At 48.3% G+C, this 16,905-nt stretch carries 18 protein-coding genes; 6 read left to right on the top strand and 12 right to left on the bottom strand.

The window, feature by feature from the left end; translation table 11 throughout:
- Positions 1-4: 4 nt before the first annotated feature.
- The gene (locus ACTL32_RS02920) at positions 5-199 is read right to left on the bottom strand and encodes a hypothetical protein (RefSeq protein WP_441340072.1); all 195 of its coding nucleotides are present in this window, start codon (positions 197-199) and stop codon (positions 5-7) included.
- A gap of 157 nt (positions 200-356) precedes the next feature.
- On the opposite strand from ACTL32_RS02920, the gene ACTL32_RS02915 reads away from it, so the two are divergent.
- On the top strand, positions 357-995 hold the full coding sequence (locus ACTL32_RS02915; protein WP_441340071.1) for a YktB family protein: 639 nt from the start codon (positions 357-359) through the stop codon (positions 993-995).
- 13 nt (positions 996-1,008) lie between these two features.
- On the opposite strand, the gene ACTL32_RS02910 is transcribed toward ACTL32_RS02915, so the two are convergent.
- Together ACTL32_RS02910 and ACTL32_RS02905 are read right to left on the bottom strand one after the other, a co-directional pair.
- Complete coding sequence (locus tag ACTL32_RS02910; protein ID WP_441340070.1) at positions 1,009-1,287, bottom strand: UPF0223 family protein; 279 nt, start codon at positions 1,285-1,287, stop codon at positions 1,009-1,011.
- Positions 1,288-1,296: 9 nt separating this feature from the next.
- Positions 1,297-2,268, bottom strand: a complete 972-nt coding sequence (locus ACTL32_RS02905) for an NAD(P)H-dependent flavin oxidoreductase (protein ID WP_441340069.1) — start codon at positions 2,266-2,268, stop codon at positions 1,297-1,299.
- A gap of 135 nt (positions 2,269-2,403) precedes the next feature.
- Between ACTL32_RS02905 and ACTL32_RS02900 the strand changes: the two genes are divergently transcribed.
- Positions 2,404-3,873, top strand: coding sequence for an aminotransferase class I/II-fold pyridoxal phosphate-dependent enzyme (locus ACTL32_RS02900; RefSeq protein ID WP_441340068.1), 1,470 nt, complete (start codon positions 2,404-2,406; stop codon positions 3,871-3,873).
- A 40-nt stretch (positions 3,874-3,913) separates the two neighbouring features.
- On the opposite strand, the gene ACTL32_RS02895 is transcribed toward ACTL32_RS02900, so the two are convergent.
- From ACTL32_RS02895 to ACTL32_RS02870, 6 genes are all read right to left on the bottom strand, one after another.
- The gene (locus tag ACTL32_RS02895; RefSeq protein WP_441340067.1) at positions 3,914-4,780 is read right to left on the bottom strand and encodes a polysaccharide deacetylase family protein; all 867 of its coding nucleotides are present in this window, start codon (positions 4,778-4,780) and stop codon (positions 3,914-3,916) included.
- 92 nt (positions 4,781-4,872) lie between these two features.
- Positions 4,873-6,282, bottom strand: a complete 1,410-nt coding sequence (gene lpdA, locus ACTL32_RS02890) for a dihydrolipoyl dehydrogenase (RefSeq protein WP_204892621.1) — start codon at positions 6,280-6,282, stop codon at positions 4,873-4,875.
- A gap of 5 nt (positions 6,283-6,287) precedes the next feature.
- Positions 6,288-7,697, bottom strand: a complete 1,410-nt coding sequence (locus ACTL32_RS02885) for a dihydrolipoamide acetyltransferase family protein (protein WP_441340066.1) — start codon at positions 7,695-7,697, stop codon at positions 6,288-6,290.
- A gap of 27 nt (positions 7,698-7,724) precedes the next feature.
- Entirely contained in the window at positions 7,725-8,702 is a 978-nt protein-coding gene (locus ACTL32_RS02880; RefSeq protein ID WP_441340065.1) for an alpha-ketoacid dehydrogenase subunit beta, read from the bottom strand.
- Positions 8,703-8,705: 3 nt separating this feature from the next.
- Entirely contained in the window at positions 8,706-9,818 is a 1,113-nt protein-coding gene (pdhA, locus tag ACTL32_RS02875) for a pyruvate dehydrogenase (acetyl-transferring) E1 component subunit alpha (RefSeq protein WP_441340064.1), read from the bottom strand.
- A 254-nt stretch (positions 9,819-10,072) separates the two neighbouring features.
- On the bottom strand, positions 10,073-10,717 hold the full coding sequence (locus ACTL32_RS02870; RefSeq protein ID WP_441340063.1) for a YkyA family protein: 645 nt from the start codon (positions 10,715-10,717) through the stop codon (positions 10,073-10,075).
- Between the two features lie 143 nt (positions 10,718-10,860).
- On the opposite strand from ACTL32_RS02870, the gene def reads away from it, so the two are divergent.
- Positions 10,861-11,427, top strand: a complete 567-nt coding sequence (gene def, locus ACTL32_RS02865; RefSeq protein WP_441340062.1) for a peptide deformylase — start codon at positions 10,861-10,863, stop codon at positions 11,425-11,427.
- A 583-nt stretch (positions 11,428-12,010) separates the two neighbouring features.
- Here def and ACTL32_RS02860 read toward each other — a convergent pair.
- Complete coding sequence (locus ACTL32_RS02860) at positions 12,011-12,781, bottom strand: Cof-type HAD-IIB family hydrolase (RefSeq protein ID WP_441340061.1); 771 nt, start codon at positions 12,779-12,781, stop codon at positions 12,011-12,013.
- 281 nt (positions 12,782-13,062) lie between these two features.
- Here ACTL32_RS02860 and ACTL32_RS02855 point away from each other — a divergent pair, with 281 nt between their 5' ends.
- Together ACTL32_RS02855 and rnjA are read left to right on the top strand one after the other, a co-directional pair.
- Positions 13,063-13,275, top strand: coding sequence for a DNA-dependent RNA polymerase subunit epsilon (locus tag ACTL32_RS02855; RefSeq protein WP_204892628.1), 213 nt, complete (start codon positions 13,063-13,065; stop codon positions 13,273-13,275).
- Between the two features lie 2 nt (positions 13,276-13,277).
- Positions 13,278-14,945, top strand: coding sequence for a ribonuclease J1 (gene rnjA / locus ACTL32_RS02850; RefSeq protein WP_441340060.1), 1,668 nt, complete (start codon positions 13,278-13,280; stop codon positions 14,943-14,945).
- A 59-nt stretch (positions 14,946-15,004) separates the two neighbouring features.
- Here rnjA and ACTL32_RS02845 read toward each other — a convergent pair whose 3' ends face one another.
- Together ACTL32_RS02845 and ACTL32_RS02840 are read right to left on the bottom strand one after the other, a co-directional pair.
- Positions 15,005-15,664, bottom strand: a complete 660-nt coding sequence (locus ACTL32_RS02845; RefSeq protein ID WP_441340059.1) for a potassium channel family protein — start codon at positions 15,662-15,664, stop codon at positions 15,005-15,007.
- An 87-nt stretch (positions 15,665-15,751) separates the two neighbouring features.
- Entirely contained in the window at positions 15,752-15,985 is a 234-nt protein-coding gene (locus ACTL32_RS02840; RefSeq protein WP_377339334.1) for a hypothetical protein, read from the bottom strand.
- A 358-nt stretch (positions 15,986-16,343) separates the two neighbouring features.
- Between ACTL32_RS02840 and ACTL32_RS02835 the strand changes: the two genes are divergently transcribed.
- Positions 16,344-16,886, top strand: coding sequence for a helix-turn-helix domain-containing protein (locus ACTL32_RS02835; protein ID WP_441340058.1), 543 nt, complete (start codon positions 16,344-16,346; stop codon positions 16,884-16,886).
- The last annotated feature ends 19 nt before the right edge of the window (positions 16,887-16,905 follow it).

Genomic DNA, 16,905 nt, shown 5'->3' with positions numbered 1-16,905 from the left:
AGTATTAGAGCGCATGAAGGGCCTCCAGTTCGTGATGAATTTCCTGTAGCCGCTTTTTGCTTTTCACTTCTTGGATACCATCTTTTTGCTGCATGGCATCGTATAAGCTGGCAAGTTCATAGTCCAATTCCAATTTCAAGACGTTGATGTATTCTTTTTCGACTTCTGCTTTGCGAATGATTTGAATCATCTGTTTCATAGATAAGCACCCCTTCCTCTCCGCATTTCGACAATTCAGACTCTTTTGCTTGCATATCATCCGGTCCCATGGCTGAGTGAGAAAAACTTATTTATACTCTTTCTTCCCAAACTTCGCTAAAATGAAACCTGTGAAATGCTTAAAGGAGGAAATAAAATTGCAGACTTTCTGGAATCAGCAGGATTTTGAAGTTTTTGAAACACCTGGGCTCGAAGACCGGATGGAATTATTGATTTCCCGGGTACGCCCGAAATTTGAGGAATTGGGCAATAATTATGCCGCGTTCTTCTCTGCGCTTACCGGCAAGGAGTTCTATCCCCATGTCGCCAAACATATGCGCCGGTCGGTCAATCCGCCAAATGACAGCTGGGTGGCGTTCGCCCCTTATAAACGCGGCTATAAAGCGCTGCCCCATTTCCAGATCGGTTTATGGAAAAGCCATGTGTTTGTCATCTTGGCCGTCATTTATGAAGCGCCGGGCAAAAGCGCAATGGCGGAACTTCTGCTCCAAAGCGACGCAGTCGCTTCCCTTCCCGGTGACTTCATGTTGTCCGGAGACCATATGAAACCGGATGCTGCCGCCTTAGAAGAATTATCCGCGGCGGAAATCGAAAAAACGATCATCCGGTTGAGAGACGTTAAAAAAGGAGAGTTCGTGATCGGCCGGCACCTTCCGCGCGAAGCTGCTGTAAACATGCCTACGGACGATTTCCACAAATTCCTCGAAGCGACATTCGACGAATTGCTTCCCGTCTACAATACTCTTCTGGAAAACACAAAAGTTCCGCAGCGTTGAGCTGCGGAACTTTTTATTTTTTCATACGGATTATTTCGTCATCATTTGTTTTCGCTTTCATTTCCTTGATGACTGGAAAGCTGGCATAGCCGCTTTCTTCCTCGAACTCGCGGAAATATGTCTTCTCTTCGGCAATCGAAGGGACGACTTCCTTGAACCGGCGATATCTAGCCATCAGATTTCCGCGTTTGATGCCTTTTTCATACGCCATTTCGATCCCCTCGAAAAAGGTGACGACATCGACGATTTCATCTGTGCTCCAGTCAATGGAGAAAGGATATGAATAATCCATGGTGCTTCCCTACTTTCTGATCATGAGCGACCATTTTTCCGAAATGGCTTCCGCTTCTTGTTCCATCCGGCCAAACAGTTCTGCGACTGTAGGGATATCATGAATCAGGCCGGTCACTTGACCTGCCCAGCCGAAGCCTTCTTCCGTATGGCCTTCATAAATGTATTTTTTATTGGCTTCCCCGCTGATGTAATTCCGCAAGGCTTCGTACGTCGGAGTTTCCGATTCGATCTCGAGGATCTTATCGGTCCAGCTGTTCCTTAATGTTCTAGCCGGCGCCCCGATGCTTTTCTTGATAATGACGGTATCGCTTTCAGAACCGTTGACAAGTGCTTCCTTATAAACATCGGAAGCATGGACGCATTCTTTTGTGGCGATAAAACGGGTGCCCATTTCAACACCTTCCGCGCCGAGCGCTAAAGCCGCCATCAAGCCCCGGCCATCTCCGATTCCGCCGGAGGCGATCACCGGAATGGACACGGCATCCACCACTTGCGGGATGAGCACCATCGTGCCGATGTCATCGCGCCCGAGGTGTCCACCCCCTTCATGGCCGACAACCATCACAGCATCTGCACCCAGCTGCTCAGCCTTTTCGGCTTGCCGCCTTGCAGCCACAAGAACCAGTTTTTTTATCGGCGTCCCTTTTAATTGTTCAAATATCGGTGTCGGATTTCCGCCAGTCATCGAGACGACTGGCACATTTTCGTCTATCGCGACGTCGAGCATATGCGAGAATGCACGGCCGTGTTCGCCAATAGCAAAATTAACGCCAAACGGCTTGTCTGTCAACTCCCGCACTTTTTTGATTTCTTTGCGCAGCTCGTCCGGACTTGAAAGGCTCATGGCGGTGATTTGCCCGAGCCCTCCGGCATTCGATACCGCAGCAGCCAGCTCGGCGTAGGCAAGATATGCAAGACCGCCTTGCACGATCGGCAAACGGATTCCGAGCAGTTCGGTTATTCGTGTATCAAAGTTCATAGCGTTATTCCTCCCCTTCCATATTTCCTTTATTCGATGGAACATTCAAAAATCCTTTTATTTTTATAGTATAGCGTCTTACAACGTGCTATAATTCAATTTGTTTTTATTTTAAATAAGTTAGGTGGGTTCCCATTGTCTCAATTAGAAACTCCGTTATTCGATGCGCTCTTGAAGCATCGGAACCGGCACCCAATCCAATTCCATATTCCCGGCCATAAAAAGGGCCAGGGCGTCGATCCGGCATTCCGTGAATTTGTCGGCGACAATATCCTTTCAATCGACTTGATCAATATCGCCCCGCTGGATGATCTCCATTCACCCAAGGGCGCTATTAAAAAAGCGCAGGAACTGGCTGCTGAGGCATTCGGCGCAGATTATACGTTCTTCTCCGTCCAAGGAACGAGCGGGGCCATCATGACGATGATTCTGAGCGTTGTTGGCCCGAACGACAAGATTCTTGTCCCGCGCAACGTCCATAAATCAATCATGTCCGCCATCGTATTCGCTGGCGCAATCCCAATTTTCATCCATCCCGAAGTCGATCCGGAACTCGGCATTTCCCACGGCATCTCAGCAGAAGCTGTCGAAAAAGCATTGAACGAGTACCCGGATGCAAAAGCGGTCCTTGTCATCAACCCGACCTATTTCGGAATTGCCGCGGACCTGAAGCGCATTGTGGATATTTCCCACGAGCGCGACATCCCGGTCCTTGTCGATGAAGCGCACGGCGTCCATATCCATTTCCATAAATCGCTGCCGGTTTCTGCAATGGCGGCCGGAGCGGATATGGCAGCCACTTCCGTCCATAAACTCGGCGGCTCGATGACCCAAAGTTCCGTCCTGAATGTCCGTGAAGGCCTGGTGTCGCCGAAGCGCGTACAGTCAACCCTGTCGATGCTCACGACGACTTCGACTTCCTATCCGATCCTGGCGTCGCTCGACACAGCCCGCAGGCAGTTGGCTATCCACGGATACGACTTGATCGATCAGGCGATCCGGCTGTCACAGGATGCACGGAAAAGGATCAATAAAATCCCGCATCTCCGCTGCGTCGGCAAGGAGCTGCTCAACACATCGGCGACATACGATATGGATCCGACAAAGTTGTTGATCAGCGTCAAAGATCTCGGCATCACCGGCCATCAGGCAGAGGAATGGCTGAGAGAGAACGCCAATATTGAAATCGAACTTTCCGACTTGTACAATATCCTGTGCCTAGTCACAATCGGTGATACGCGCAAGGAACTGAACTTGCTGGTCAATGCGCTTCAACGCATGAGCGAAGCGTTCGAGAGCGATGCAGCTGTCATCGAACCGGTGGTCCTGCTTCCGGACATCCCGAGCCTTGCCATGACCCCGCGCGATGCATTTTATGCTACGACGGAAGTCGTCCCTATTGGAGAAGCCGTCGGCCGGATATCAGCTGAGTTCATTATGGTCTATCCTCCGGGCATCCCGATTTTCATCCCTGGCGAAATCATCACGCAGGAGAACATCGCCTATATCGATATGAACGTCAAAGCCGGCCTGCCTGTCCAAGGCCCTGAAGATGACACTTTGCAAAATTTACGCGTCATCAAGGAACAGAAAGCCATCAGATAAAACCTACGGCCCTGAAGCGCATTGCTTCAGGGCCGTTTTTTTATGGCGTGATGCCTTCGATTTCATCCGGGTCGACAAAGCTATATCCTTTTGCGCTGAGCCCCTTGATGATGCCAGGCAGTGCTGCTGCGGTCCATTCGCGGTCATGCATCAGCAAGTTCGATCCATTCCCCAGGAATTCCGTATTGACCATGATATCCGTCAACGCGGCAGCGTCCATGTATTGCTTTTCCCAATCATAGCCATAGGACCAATTCATCAACAGCATGCCTTCCTGGGCAACAAGCGCTTCACTGAAATCCGTGTTGCTGCCGTTCGGTGCCCGGAAGAATTTCGGCTTCTCTCCGATAATCTCCTCCACTGTCTGGCTGAGCGAAAGAATCTCCTCTTTCTGCTGAGCTTCGCCGATCGTCTTCAGGTTGGTATGAGTATATGTATGGTTGCCGATTGCAAAGCCCATCTCATGAATTTTTTTCAGATTTTCTTTTTCTTCATCCGTGTCCAGAAAATGACCGTTGACGAAGAAAATTGCAGGCACTTCCAATTCCTTCAATGCGGTCGCCATCTCTACTGAATGATCGTCCGGAGCGTCGTCAATGGTGATCAATACCGCTTCTTCCGGCGCATCCGAAATCGGCTCTACGCGCCAATTGGCTTCATTGACCCGGTATTTCGGCTCGGCCGGGGCTTCTGCAGTCGGTTCTTCCGGAGCTTCTGCTTCTGATTCAGCCTCCGCTTCTGGTTCAGCTTCTTCTTTAGTTTCTTCTTTTGCAGGTTCCGGAGTTGCAGCCGGCGCTTCTTCTGCACTTTTTTCCGCTTCGGTCTCTTCTTTTTCAGCAGGTTCAGCACTGCAGCCCGCCAAAAGGGCGATTGTCGCAGTTGCTGCCATCCATTTCTTGAATATCATGTCTTATCACCTATGTCCCTTTCGGAGCCATTTTACCATATCCACATGCATAAAAAAAGAAGCCGCGCAACAAGTTGCGGGCTTCTTTCGTATTATTTGATGATGTGGATTGGAGTGCCAAGCGCCACTTCTGCCGCTTCCATCGTGATTTCAGCCAACGTCGGGTGCGCGTGGATGGTCATCGCGATATCCTCTACCGTCATGCCTGCTTCAATTGCAAGGCCAAGTTCAGCGATCATATCAGATGCGCCTGCGCCAACGATTTGTGCGCCAAGAAGCAAACCATCCGATTTGCGTGAAACAAGTTTCACGAAACCTTCAGCTGCATTCAGCGACAATGCACGTCCATTTGCACCGAATGGGAATTTCGCAGCCTGAGCTTCGAATCCTTCTTCTTTTGCCTGCTCTTCTGAAAGGCCGACACTTGCCAGTTCAGGATCTGTGAAGCAGACTGCTGGAATTGCCAAGTAATCAACGACTGATTTTTCGCCAGCAATCGCTTCTGCAGCCACTTTACCTTCATATGATGCTTTGTGCGCCAATTGGAGGCCAGCTACAACATCACCGATTGCATAGATGTTCGAAATGCTTGTGCGGCATTGCTTGTCGACTTCGATCAACCCGCGCTCAGACATTTTGAGGCCTAGTTCTTCAAGGCCCATTTCATCTGTGTTCGGACGGCGGCCCACAGTTACAAGGACATAATCCGCTTCAACGGTTTTTTCTTCCCCGCCTGCTTCATAAGTCACTGTTACGCCTGTTTCTGTTTCTTCAACGCCTTTAGCAGACGCTTTTGTAATCACCTCGACGCCTTTTTTCTTCAAGCCTTTTTTGACGATTGCCGTCATCTGCTTTTCGAATCCAGCCAAGATGTCAGGTGCGCCTTCAAGGATCGTCACTTCAGAACCCATATTTGCATATGCTGTCCCAAGCTCTGTACCGATATAGCCGCCGCCGATAACAAGCAGTTTGCCTGGCAATTCTGTAAGAGCCAATGCACCTGTCGAGTTGATCACACGTTTTGAGAATTTGAATGTCGGGATTTCAACCGGACGTGATCCAGTTGCGATAATGGCATTCTTGAATTTATACGTTTGAGCTGAATTTTCGTTGATGACACGGATTGATGTATCATCTACAAAATAAGCTTCGCCGCGGACGATTTCCACTTTATTGCCTTTAAGAAGCGATTCTACGCCGCCTGTCAGCTTTTTCACCACGCCGTTTTTGAATTCCTGGGCTTTCTCGAAGTTCAACGTCACTTCGTTCGCAATAACGCCCATATCTTCAGAATGCTTGGCTTCTTCAAAACGGTGTCCGACTGAGATCATCGCTTTTGAAGGGATACAGCCGACGTTCAAACAAACGCCGCCGATGTATTCTTTCTCAATGATCGTTACTTTTTGTCCAGTCTGTGCTGCACGGATTGCTGCTACATATCCGCCAGGGCCAGAACCGATGACGAGCGTATCTGTTTCGATTGGAAAATCTCCTACTACCATAAGTTTTACGCCTCCATTAATAGTAATTCTGGTTCACTTAGTAAACGTTTGATGTGATTTAATGCATGTTGCGCAGTTGCTCCATCAATCATCCGATGATCGAAGCTCAATGATAATGCTAACACAGGTGCCGCTACAATTTCACCATTTTTAATGACCGGCTTCTCTGCGATGCGGCCGATTCCAAGAATCGCCACTTCCGGATGGTTGATGACCGGCGTGAACCACTGGCCTCCGGCAGAACCGATATTGGTGATCGAACAAGAAGCGCCTTTCATTTCAGCAGGCGTCAATTTGCCTTCGCGGGCCTTGGTCGCCAAGCCGTTGATTTCATCGGAAATTGCAAACACAGACTTGCGGTCAGCATTTTTGATGACCGGTACAAGGAGGCCTTTTTCAGTATCCGCAGCGATGCCGATATTGAAGTAATGCTTCTGGATGACTTCGCTTGTGTCGTCATCGAATGATGTATTCAATGCCGGGAACTCGCGCAACGTGCTGACAAGCGCTTTTACTACATACGGCAAATACGTCAATTTGATTTGCTTTTCAGCTGCAATGTCTTTGAACTTTTTGCGGTGAGCGACAAGTTCGGTAACATCCACTTCGTCCATCAATGTCACGTGCGGAGCGGTATGCTTAGAATGCACCATCGCTTTAGCGATTGCACGGCGCATGCCGGACATCTTCTCGCGTGTTTCAGGGAATTCGCCTTCAGGTACAGGAGCTGCCTTCGGTGCCGCTTCTTTCGCTGCTTCTTCTTTTGGAGCCGCTTCGGTTTTCTCTGCAGCAGCCGTCGGTTGCTCAGCTGCAGCTTGCTGCTGTCCGCCGCTCATAAACGATTCAACATCTTCTTTCAGAATTCGGCCATTATTGCCTGAACCTGAAACTTGCGTAATGTCCACGTCTTTATCGCGGGCAAATTTACGCACAGACGGCATTGCGATGACACGGGCGTTCGGATCTTTCGGCGCTGTTTGCGCTTGCGGCTGTGAACCTGCGCCGGTTTCCCCTACTGGAGGCTGTTCTTCTTTAGCTGGTTCCTTGTCGACATCCTGGCCAGCTTCCGCTGTTCCAGCCTGAACTTGCTCTTCAGTTTCCTCTTCGCCTTCAGGATCTGCCGTCTTTTCAGGAGCTGCTTCTTTTTCATCGCCTGAGCCTTCGTTGTCAGCAGCATCATCGCTTTCGATCGTTACGAGTACATCACCGACGACAGCGACAGTGCCTTCTTCGACCAGGATTTCCTTGACTGTTCCAGAAACTGGCGAAGGCATTTCAACTACCGCCTTATCGTTCTGCACTTCGAACATAATGTCATCTTCTTCGATTCGGTCGCCTGCTTTCACGAACCATTTTACAATCTCACCTTCATGGATACCTTCACCGATATCCGGTAAACGAAATTCAAAAGCCATTAGTTTCACCCTTTCTATTCTCGACCATTAAAACGTTAGAACTTTTTTAGCTGTTTCTACTATATCCTTCGAATTTGGAAGCCAAACTTGCTCAGCTTGCGAGAATGGGAATATAGAATCCGGTGCAGTTACGCGAAGTACAGGAGCCTCTAGGCTAAGAATTGCACGGTCCATGATTTCAGCCACGACGTTAGCGGCAATTCCAGCCTGTTTCTGCGCTTCTTGTACAACCATTGCGCGTCCTGTCTTTTCGACTGAAGCCACAATCGCTTCGATATCTAGCGGCTGGATGGTGCGCAAGTCGATAACTTCTGCTGAAAAGCCTTCTTTTTCAAGTTCTTCGGCAGCTTTCAAGCTTTCCTGTACCATTGCGCCGTAAGCGATGATCGTCAGGTCTGTTCCTTCACGCTTCACGTCCGCTTTGCCCAGTGGAATCGTATATGATTCTTCAGGCACTTCCTGGCGGCCGGAACGGTAAAGTTTCAAATGCTCCAGGAAGATGACCGGATCGTTATCGCGGATAGAAGAAATCAACAATCCTTTTGCATCGTATGGTGTTGATGGGATAACAACTTTCAATCCAGGCTGGGAAGCCATAAGGCCTTCAAGTGAATCTGCGTGCATTTCAGGTGTGTGGACGCCGCCGCCGAATGGCGAACGGATTGTGACCGGAGCATTCAAGCTGCCGCCGGTGCGGAAACGCATGCGTGCCATTTGCCCGCTGATCGAATCCATCACTTCATATACAAAACCGAAAAACTGGATTTCAGGGATCGGACGGTATCCTTGCAATGCCAGACCGATTGCCAAACCGCCGATGCCCGATTCCGCCAATGGCGTATCGAAAACGCGGTCTTCCCCGAATTCTTTTTGCAGCCCTTCCGTTGCCCGGAAAACACCGCCGTTGTTCCCTACATCTTCTCCAAAAACAAGTACATTTTCATCGTTTTGCATCTCTGTTCTTAGAGCGTCGGTAATTGCTTGAACCATCGTCATTTGTGCCATCGCTTACTTCGACTCCTTTGCGTTGTAGATATCAAGCTGCTCTTGTACGTTGAAAGGAACTTCTTCGTACATGATTTCCAGCATATTTGTGACAGTCTGTTTCGGAGCAGCATCCGCTTTCTTGATTGCTGCTTTGATTTCTTCTTTAGCTTGTTCGATCACTTCGTTTTCCTTCTCTTCGCTCCAAAGCCCTTTAGCTTCCAAATACTTGCGGAAACGAAGAAGCGGATCTTTCTTTTCCCATTCGCTGTCCGTATCGGATGTGCGGTAGCGGGTCGGATCGTCTCCGGCCATTGTGTGCGGCCCGTAGCGATAGCAAAGTGTTTCGATCAATGTCGGGCCTTCGCCTCTGATAGCGCGCTCGCGTGCATCGCGTGTGACTGCGTAAACTGCCAATGGATCCATTCCATCTACTAATACTCCAGGAATCCCTGCGGCAACTGCTTTTTGCGCAATGGTTTTTGCGGAAGTCTGCAATTCACGCGGTGTCGAGATTGCGTACTGGTTGTTCTGCACGATAAAGATTGCCGGCGCACGGAATGCACCTGCAAAGTTGATGCCTTCATAAAAATCGCCTTGCGAAGAACCGCCATCGCCTGTATATGTAATAGCGACCGCTTCTTTTTTGCGTTTCTGCATGCCCAAAGCAACTCCGGCTGCCTGAATGTACTGGGCGCCGATGATGATCTGAGGCGGCAGGATATTCAAACCTTCAGGCATCTGGTTGCCCATAAAGTGCCCGCGCGAGAACAAGAATGCCTGGTGCAACGGCCAGCCGTGCCAGATCAATTGGGGAACGTCGCGGTATCCCGGTAGGATGTAGTCTTCTTTGCTGAGTGCAAAATGGGAAGCAAGCTGAGAAGCTTCCTGCCCCGCAGTCGGCGCATAAAACCCAAGGCGCCCTTGGCGGTTCAGCGAAATGGAACGCTGGTCAAGTATACGCGTATAGACCATCCGGCGCATCAATTCCTGAAGATCTTCATCGGATAGTTTCGGATCCGCTTCTTCATTGACGATTTCGCCCTCTTCATTCAAAATCTGAACCATTTCAAATTTTTCTTCAATTGCGTGCAATGTTTCCACTGGTTGGAACTGCATGGTTTTTTTCGCAGCCATAAAAGCAACTCTCCTTTATCTGTATTAAAATTATTTAATTCAATTAGTAATACAATACAATTTCTTTCTCAGTATACGTGAGAAAATTTTATGGGTCAATCATACCGAATCTATTATTAGCAAGCATTATAGGAAAATAGAAAATTCAAAATCCAAAAACTGTATCACTATATCTTTCGGTCTGTATTATAAAACAGTTGAGCTTTGTCTCTCCTTTTATAGCACAGAAAAAAGCGGCCATGGAGGCCGCTTTTCTATTGTTCACTTTTTTCAATCGTTTCGATCGTTTTGTTTTTCAGCTCATTGAATTGTTCGGTCTGTGTGTTGAATGCTTCGACCGCTTCCTGCACTGCTGTATTTTGCTCGTTCACTGCAAGAGCTTTCTTTTGAAGTTCCTGGAGATTCGCCTCATCATCCAACAGCATTTCATACAGTTCCTGCTGTTGGGTGTTCAGCGTCTCATAGGCTTCGGCGAAAACCGCATGCGATTCGAAACGTTCCTGCATCTTCGCTTTCAAAGCTTTAAGATCGGACTTGACCGCTTCGTCTTCAGTTTCAGCGATCACTGTGTCGATTTCCTTGAAATTTTCTTGGGCGCTGGCCATTGAGGCCGTTTCTGCCTTGAGGAGTTCCAGTCTTTCTTCGGCCCTTGCAATCGCTTCTTCTGCATGCCCCTGCACTTCTTCTTGCTGTTCTTGGGTCAAAGCCATAATGGACTCAAAAAGTTCCTGCTCCTCTTTCTCGAGCTTTTCCATTTCACCTTGTGTTTCGCGGTATTCTTTTTCTGCTTCGAATGTATTTTTCAAGACGCCGTCCAGCTGTTCGCCTGCTGCCGGGCCTGAACAAGCCCCTAAAAGCAATGCACTCGAAAAAACGGTCGCTATAACTGCTCTTTTCACGCTTAACCCTCCTCATATCCTACATCAACTATAATCTGGCAAATAAAAAAATACAACCGGGAAAATGGATGTTTTTTCTTTTATAGCACGGCTTTTTTGGGCTATACTAAGGAGTAGCGGAATGAATGAAAGGATGAATTCACTTGATACTTATGAAAGACATTATACGGGAGGGCCATCCGACATTGCGGATGCGTTCGGAAGAAGTGGCGTTTCCCTTATCCGATGAAGACCGGAAACTCGCTGAAGACCTTCTGATGTATGTAAAGAACAGCCAGGACGATGATATGATTGAAAAATATGATTTGCGGCCGGGAGTCGGAATCGCGGCCCCTCAGGTCAACCAGCCGAAACGGATTTTCGCGCTCCATTTTGATGAGTCTTCGGACGAAAACCTGAGCCTGATTGCCATCAATCCGAAAATCGTCAGCCATTCAGTCGAGCGCTCCTACCTCACTTCCGGTGAAGGATGCCTGTCCGTCGACCGGGCCGTGCCAGGTTATGTGCCAAGATATGCCCGCATTACGGTCAAAGCTTTTGATATAGAAGGGAAAGAGTATAAGATGCGGTTAAAGGGTCTCCCTGCCATCGCGTTTCAGCACGAACTCGATCACTTGAACGGCATCATGTTCTTCGACCACATCAACCCGAAAAACCCGTTCGCTGAAATTGAAAATGCAACACCAATAGACAGAAGCTCAGGAGATTGATCTCCTGAGCTTCTGTCTTATTTTCGGTATACGGTGAATTAATGAAGATCCTATTTATATGCCGCTTCGGCGCTTTGGGCACGGCTCCCACAATGAGCCGAGAAGACCACTCGTCTCATTGTTTCGCCCAGCCCGTGGACGCGCCGGCGCTAGATTAGCTCTTTGAGAACAAGCAACTCTAGCTGTTTCTGTAGTGCTATCTAAGATATGGAGCATAACAGCGGAGAAAACCGTACTGCTCCTGTCCCTGCATCGCTGCGCTAGCTTCGGGACATGAAAAACCGTTGCAGCACTGCGTGCTTCGTCGCAAAGACTTGCCCTTGCAGACTTCGGGTAAGTCATGCCTGCGGGATAGCGAGACAGCCGAGACCCCGCAAGCCGCGAAGCGGCTGAGGAGGCTTGGCGCTCGCTCGCGGCAAAGAGATGGCTCTAAGGAAGTTTGAGCCATCTCTTTGCGACGAGCGCATAGCGCGCAGGAGCACAGGGGTTTTACGAAGCTGTTTTGCGGAATATCGAATATAAAACTACAAGTAGTTCAACGTATCCCGATACTTTGAAGCTTGGCAACATCCAAATGTTTTTATTAAACCAATCCGAAATGGCTGAAGGCTTTCGCTAGCCCGTCTTCGTCGACATGGCTGGTTACGTGCGAAGCAATGGCTTTTGTTTTCTCATGGCCGTTCGCCATCGCCACGCTGATACCTGCAATCTCCATCATCTGCAGATCATTCAAACCGTCGCCGAAAGCGATTGTATCTTCTATCGAATGCCCTGTCGCGCGGATCAATTGTTCGATGCCGCTCGCTTTGCTGCCGCCTTTTGGAAGGATATCGCACGACACACGGTGCCAACGCACAAAATCCACTTCCTTGAACGTTTCGTGGTATTGCCGCTCTTCTGATTCTTCGCAGAAAACAAGCGCCTGGTAGATTTCATTGTCGCTGTGGAATCCTTCTTCCGTCTGCGGATGAGGAAATTTCAAGCTTTTGATGCTTTCATCGATGTCCGGATGGAAGTCAATCGATGAAACCATTTTCAGTTCATTCATATAAACAAGCGGATGGTCCCGCTGCCCTGCGAATTCGGTGATCGATTGGAGCGTTTCTGAGTTCAGCGCTTCCTTATGGATCGTTTTCCCTTTATGGACGATGTATTGGCCGTTGAAGGAAATATAGGTATCGATGTTCAAGTCTTCGCGGAGCTCTTCGAACATGAAAGGCGCACGCCCGGTGGCAATCGCCAGTTCATGGCCCTGCGCTCTCGCTTTAACAAGCGCCTCTCTTGCACTCGCTGGCAGCTCTTTGCGTGAATTCAATAACGTTCCATCAATATCCAATAATAATAATTTACTCATAATAAAAGATCTCCATTCACTAATTAGATTCTCGCTGAGGCTTGTTTCTTTACATTTTTCAGAAAAAACAGTATAATGCCGTCAAGGAGTGAGTTAGCCATGCTGAAACGGATCAAGAGAAAACTTCTCAAGCAGCTAAATGGCATCATGAACAAGAAAAAGATTGCATAATCTTGCGGCCCTTCTTAATAAATTAAGAAGGGCTATTCTTTATTTTAAAACAGTGTCATGATAATATAAAGAAAGTGATTTTATTTGAACGTGCAAAAGGAGAGCAAACTATGATCTTTAAAGTATTATACCAAGAAAACCGTGCAGAGGTGCCAGTTCGCGAAAACACTAAGAGCCTCTATGTTGAAGCTTCATCCGAGCGTGAAGTGAGACAGCACCTGAAAGACCGCAATTATAACATCGAATTCATCCAGCTGCTTGAAGGAAGCCATCTTCAATACGAGCAAGCGAGCGCGAATTTCGAAGTTGAGAGTTTGGAATAACGATGAAATTTGTAAAAAATGACCAAGTTGCTGTTTTCGCCCTCGGCGGACTAGGGGAAATCGGCAAAAACACGTATGGTGTCCAATTCCAGGATGAAATCATCCTGATCGATGCAGGCATCAAATTTCCGGAAGACGATTTGCTCGGAATCGATTATGTTATCCCGGATTACACATACCTTGTAAAAAATGTCGATAAGATCAAAGGCCTGTTCATCACTCATGGCCATGAAGACCATATCGGCGGAATTCCTTATCTTTTGAAGAAAATCAATATTCCCGTCTACGGCGGCAAACTGGCGTTAGGCCTGCTCCGCAAAAAACTGGAAGAACACGGTTTGCTTCGGCAGACTAAGATGATGGAAATCGACGAAGATGAAATCGTCAAGTTCCGCAAGACTTCCGTGAGCTTCTTCAGCACCACGCACAGTATCCCGGATGCATTCGGCGTCGTTGTCAAAACACCGCCAGGTAATATCGTCCACACAGGCGATTTCAAATTCGACTTCACCCCTGTAGGCGAACCGGCCAATCTTTTGAAAATGGCCCAGATCGGCAGCGAAGGCGTACTCTGCCTGCTGTCAGACAGCACGAACGCGGAAGTTCCGGACTTTACGATGTCCGAGCGCAAAGTCGGCGAATCGATCAAAGACATCATGCGTAAAGTTGAAGGTCGCTTGATCTTTGCAACCTTCGCTTCGAACATTTACCGTTTGCAACAAGTAACGGATGAAGCCGTAGCGCAAGGCCGGAAGATTGCCGTTTTCGGACGCAGCATGGATAACGCCATGACCATCGGACGCGAGCTAGGCTACATCAACGCTCCTGAAGATGCGTTTGTCGATACCCAAACGCTGAACCGCCTCCCGGCAAATGAAGTGCTTATTTTGTGCACAGGTTCCCAAGGTGAACCGATGGCTGCCCTTTCCCGGATTGCCAACGGCACGCACCGCCAAATCCAGATCCAGCCGAATGATACAGTCGTCTTCTCGTCTTCCCCGATTCCGGGCAATACGAGCAGCGTTAACCGTACGATCAATTTATTGTTCCGCGCCGGAGCAGACGTCATCCACGGGTCACTGAACAATATCCATACCTCTGGACACGGATCTCAGCCGGAAAACAAATTGATGCTCCGATTGATCAAACCGAAATTCTTCATGCCGATCCACGGCGAATACCGCATGCAGAAAATCCATGCACAGCTTGCAGTGGACTGCGACGTACCGCTTGAAAACACATTCGTCATGGAAAATGGCGACGTGCTCGCCATGAGCCAGGACGAAGCTTCAGTTGCCGGCCGCATTCCATCCGGCGATGTCTACATCGACGGCAGCGGAATAGGCGATATCGGCAATATTGTCCTCCGCGACCGCCGTGTCCTTTCAGAAGAAGGATTGGTGATCGTGGTCGTCAGCGTTGATATGAAGAAAAACAAAATGGTCTCCGGCCCGGATATCATCTCCCGCGGATTTGTCTATATGCGCGAATCCGGCACGATGATCTACGAGGCGCAGCAAATGTTGAACCGCCATTTGAACAAGAAGATCCACGGCAAGAACACGGAATGGGCAGAGCTGAAGAACGACATTTCAGATGTGCTCGGACCATACTTGTACGAAAAAACAAAACGCCGTCCGATGATCCTCCCGATCATCATGGAAGTTTAATAAACAATAAAAAGGAAGTTCCGGCCCATGCCGGAACTTCCTTTTTTTGATGCTTCCATTCAGTTCAATACTTTCTTTTCAAAGCGGTTGATGTCCGCATCAGAACCGATGATGATCAGGACGTCTGCCAACTCGATTTCAAGGTCGGCCTGCGGGGAGACGATGATGTCCCCTTCCCTTTTGATGGCGACGATATTGATGCCGTATTTCGCCCGGATATCGAGGCCGATGAGCGTGCGACCGGCCAATTTGTCGTTGGCCTGAATTTCCGCTATCGAATGTTCATCGGAGAGCTCCAAATAATCGAGCACGTTATTGGACAGCATGTTATGCGCAATGCGGATACCCATATCGCGCTCCGGATGGACCACTCGGTCGGCGCCGATTTTGTTGAGGACTTTTGCGTGATAATCGTTCTGCGCTTTGACAGTGATCTGTTTGACCCCAATTTCCTTAAGCATCAGTGTCGTCAGGATGCTCGCTTGGATATTCTCGCCGATCGCGACAATGACGTGTTCGAAATTCCGGATGCCCAGCGATTTCAACACCGTTTCATCCGTCGTATCTGCAACTACCGCCTGTGTCGCGATTGTCGCAAATTCATCCACGCGTTCACTGTCTTTGTCGATTGCCATTACGTCGGCATCTTGTTCAATCAGTTCTCGGACAATGCTGCCGCCGAAACGGCCAAGCCCGATGACCACAAATTCTTTCTTCATGTCCATCCCCCAAATCTTCAGCTTCCACTCATTTTACCATACTCCCCCTCCCTGTGAAAAAAGATGGCAGGAATTAAAAAACCCCGCTCATCGGCGGGGGTCCAACGGCCTTTTTGGCCGTTTATCGCAATATTCACATGTGATATCACTGCATTTTTCTTCGCGCCATTCATTGCAGCTCGAGCAGTAGCTGGCGTCGAATTCATCATCAAACGTCAATTTCTCCAAGCAGCTATGGCAATACGTATGAACATCCATCCAATTGATGAAGTTCTTGTTTGCCAATAGATAAAGTCCCTGCTCTTCTTGTTTGTAATTCATGATGGAAGATTTTTGCACTACGCGTTTTTTTGGATCCAAAAAAAAGTTCATTTTGCTGTTCATATTGATTTGATCACTCCCAGGGGATAGGTTGAGCTATATTTGCGTCACGATTCGTCAATGTTAAGGCCAGATTAAGAATTATACGTCCATGTTAAGCTTTGCACTTTCTCTATGATAGTAAAACCTTGCCCTAAAAAGCAATAGATTTGAACTTTAAATAATATAAATATTTATGATTTCCAAAAAGATTCCTATTTTGTATAATAAAAGATAGTCCAAGTAAACTTTAAATCTACTTTAACTAAACATTTAGGTATTTGACGGTTTTGATTCTATAAGAGAAGTGGTGACTGATATGCAAATCGGCCAAAAAATCAAAAGGCTTCGATTGAAAAATGGGCTGACGCAAGAGGAGCTGGGAGAACGCACAGATCTCAGCAAAGGCTTCATTTCCCAATTGGAGCGCGACATGAATTCCCCTTCAATCGAAACCTTGTTTTCGCTGCTGGAAGTGCTCGGAACGACACCACGGGATTTTTTTGATGACAGCGACAAGGAACCCAAAATCGTCTTCACCCCTTCCGACCATACCGTCCATAAAGATCCGGATGCCGGCTATGAAGTCGACTGGCTTGTTGCCACATCGAACGAAAAGGAAATGGAACCGGTCTTTCTCACCTTGGCGGAAAAAGGGGAATTCAAAAAATTCGAGCCTTCCCTGGCTGAAACTTTCGTCTACGTCCTGAGCGGCAAGGTCCGGCTGGTGCTTGGCAATAAAGAATATACGGCCAGCGAAGGGGATTCCATCTATTATGAAGCTTCCGACCACCATCAATTGGTCAACGATTTTGAAGGACAGACCGAAATGGTGATTGTCGCAACCCAATCTTATCTATGAACCCAGGAGGGATAGCAGA

Origin of the sequence: Planococcus sp. FY231025 (genome assembly GCF_052078085.1) — a bacterium.
Lineage (GTDB): Bacteria > Bacillota > Bacilli > Bacillales_A > Planococcaceae > Planococcus.
Note: the sequence above shows the minus strand (reverse complement) of the source record. Positions and strands in the feature narration are given on the sequence as shown.

Bases quoted from the DNA above. Each gene is read 5' to 3' on its own strand.
- ACTL32_RS02835 (WP_441340058.1), top strand. From the start codon at position 16,344: ATGCAAATCGGCCAAAAAATCAAAAGGCTTCGATTGAAAAATGGGCTG.
- lpdA (WP_204892621.1), bottom strand. From the start codon at position 6,282: ATGGTAGTAGGAGATTTTCCAATCGAAACAGATACGCTCGTCATCGGT.
- ACTL32_RS02860 (WP_441340061.1), bottom strand. From the start codon at position 12,781: ATGAGTAAATTATTATTATTGGATATTGATGGAACGTTATTGAATTCA.
- ACTL32_RS02880 (WP_441340065.1), bottom strand. From the start codon at position 8,702: ATGGCACAAATGACGATGGTTCAAGCAATTACCGACGCTCTAAGAACA.
- ACTL32_RS02905 (WP_441340069.1), bottom strand. From the start codon at position 2,268: ATGAACTTTGATACACGAATAACCGAACTGCTCGGAATCCGTTTGCCG.
- ACTL32_RS02895 (WP_441340067.1), bottom strand. From the start codon at position 4,780: ATGATATTCAAGAAATGGATGGCAGCAACTGCGACAATCGCCCTTTTG.
- pdhA (WP_441340064.1), bottom strand. From the start codon at position 9,818: ATGGCTGCGAAAAAAACCATGCAGTTCCAACCAGTGGAAACATTGCAC.
- ACTL32_RS02840 (WP_377339334.1), bottom strand. From the start codon at position 15,985: ATGAATTACAAACAAGAAGAGCAGGGACTTTATCTATTGGCAAACAAG.
- ACTL32_RS02910 (WP_441340070.1), bottom strand. From the start codon at position 1,287: ATGGATTATTCATATCCTTTCTCCATTGACTGGAGCACAGATGAAATC.
- ACTL32_RS02855 (WP_204892628.1), top strand. From the start codon at position 13,063: ATGATCTTTAAAGTATTATACCAAGAAAACCGTGCAGAGGTGCCAGTT.
- ACTL32_RS02845 (WP_441340059.1), bottom strand. From the start codon at position 15,664: ATGAAGAAAGAATTTGTGGTCATCGGGCTTGGCCGTTTCGGCGGCAGC.
- rnjA (WP_441340060.1), top strand. From the start codon at position 13,278: ATGAAATTTGTAAAAAATGACCAAGTTGCTGTTTTCGCCCTCGGCGGA.
- ACTL32_RS02920 (WP_441340072.1), bottom strand. From the start codon at position 199: ATGAAACAGATGATTCAAATCATTCGCAAAGCAGAAGTCGAAAAAGAA.
- ACTL32_RS02885 (WP_441340066.1), bottom strand. From the start codon at position 7,697: ATGGCTTTTGAATTTCGTTTACCGGATATCGGTGAAGGTATCCATGAA.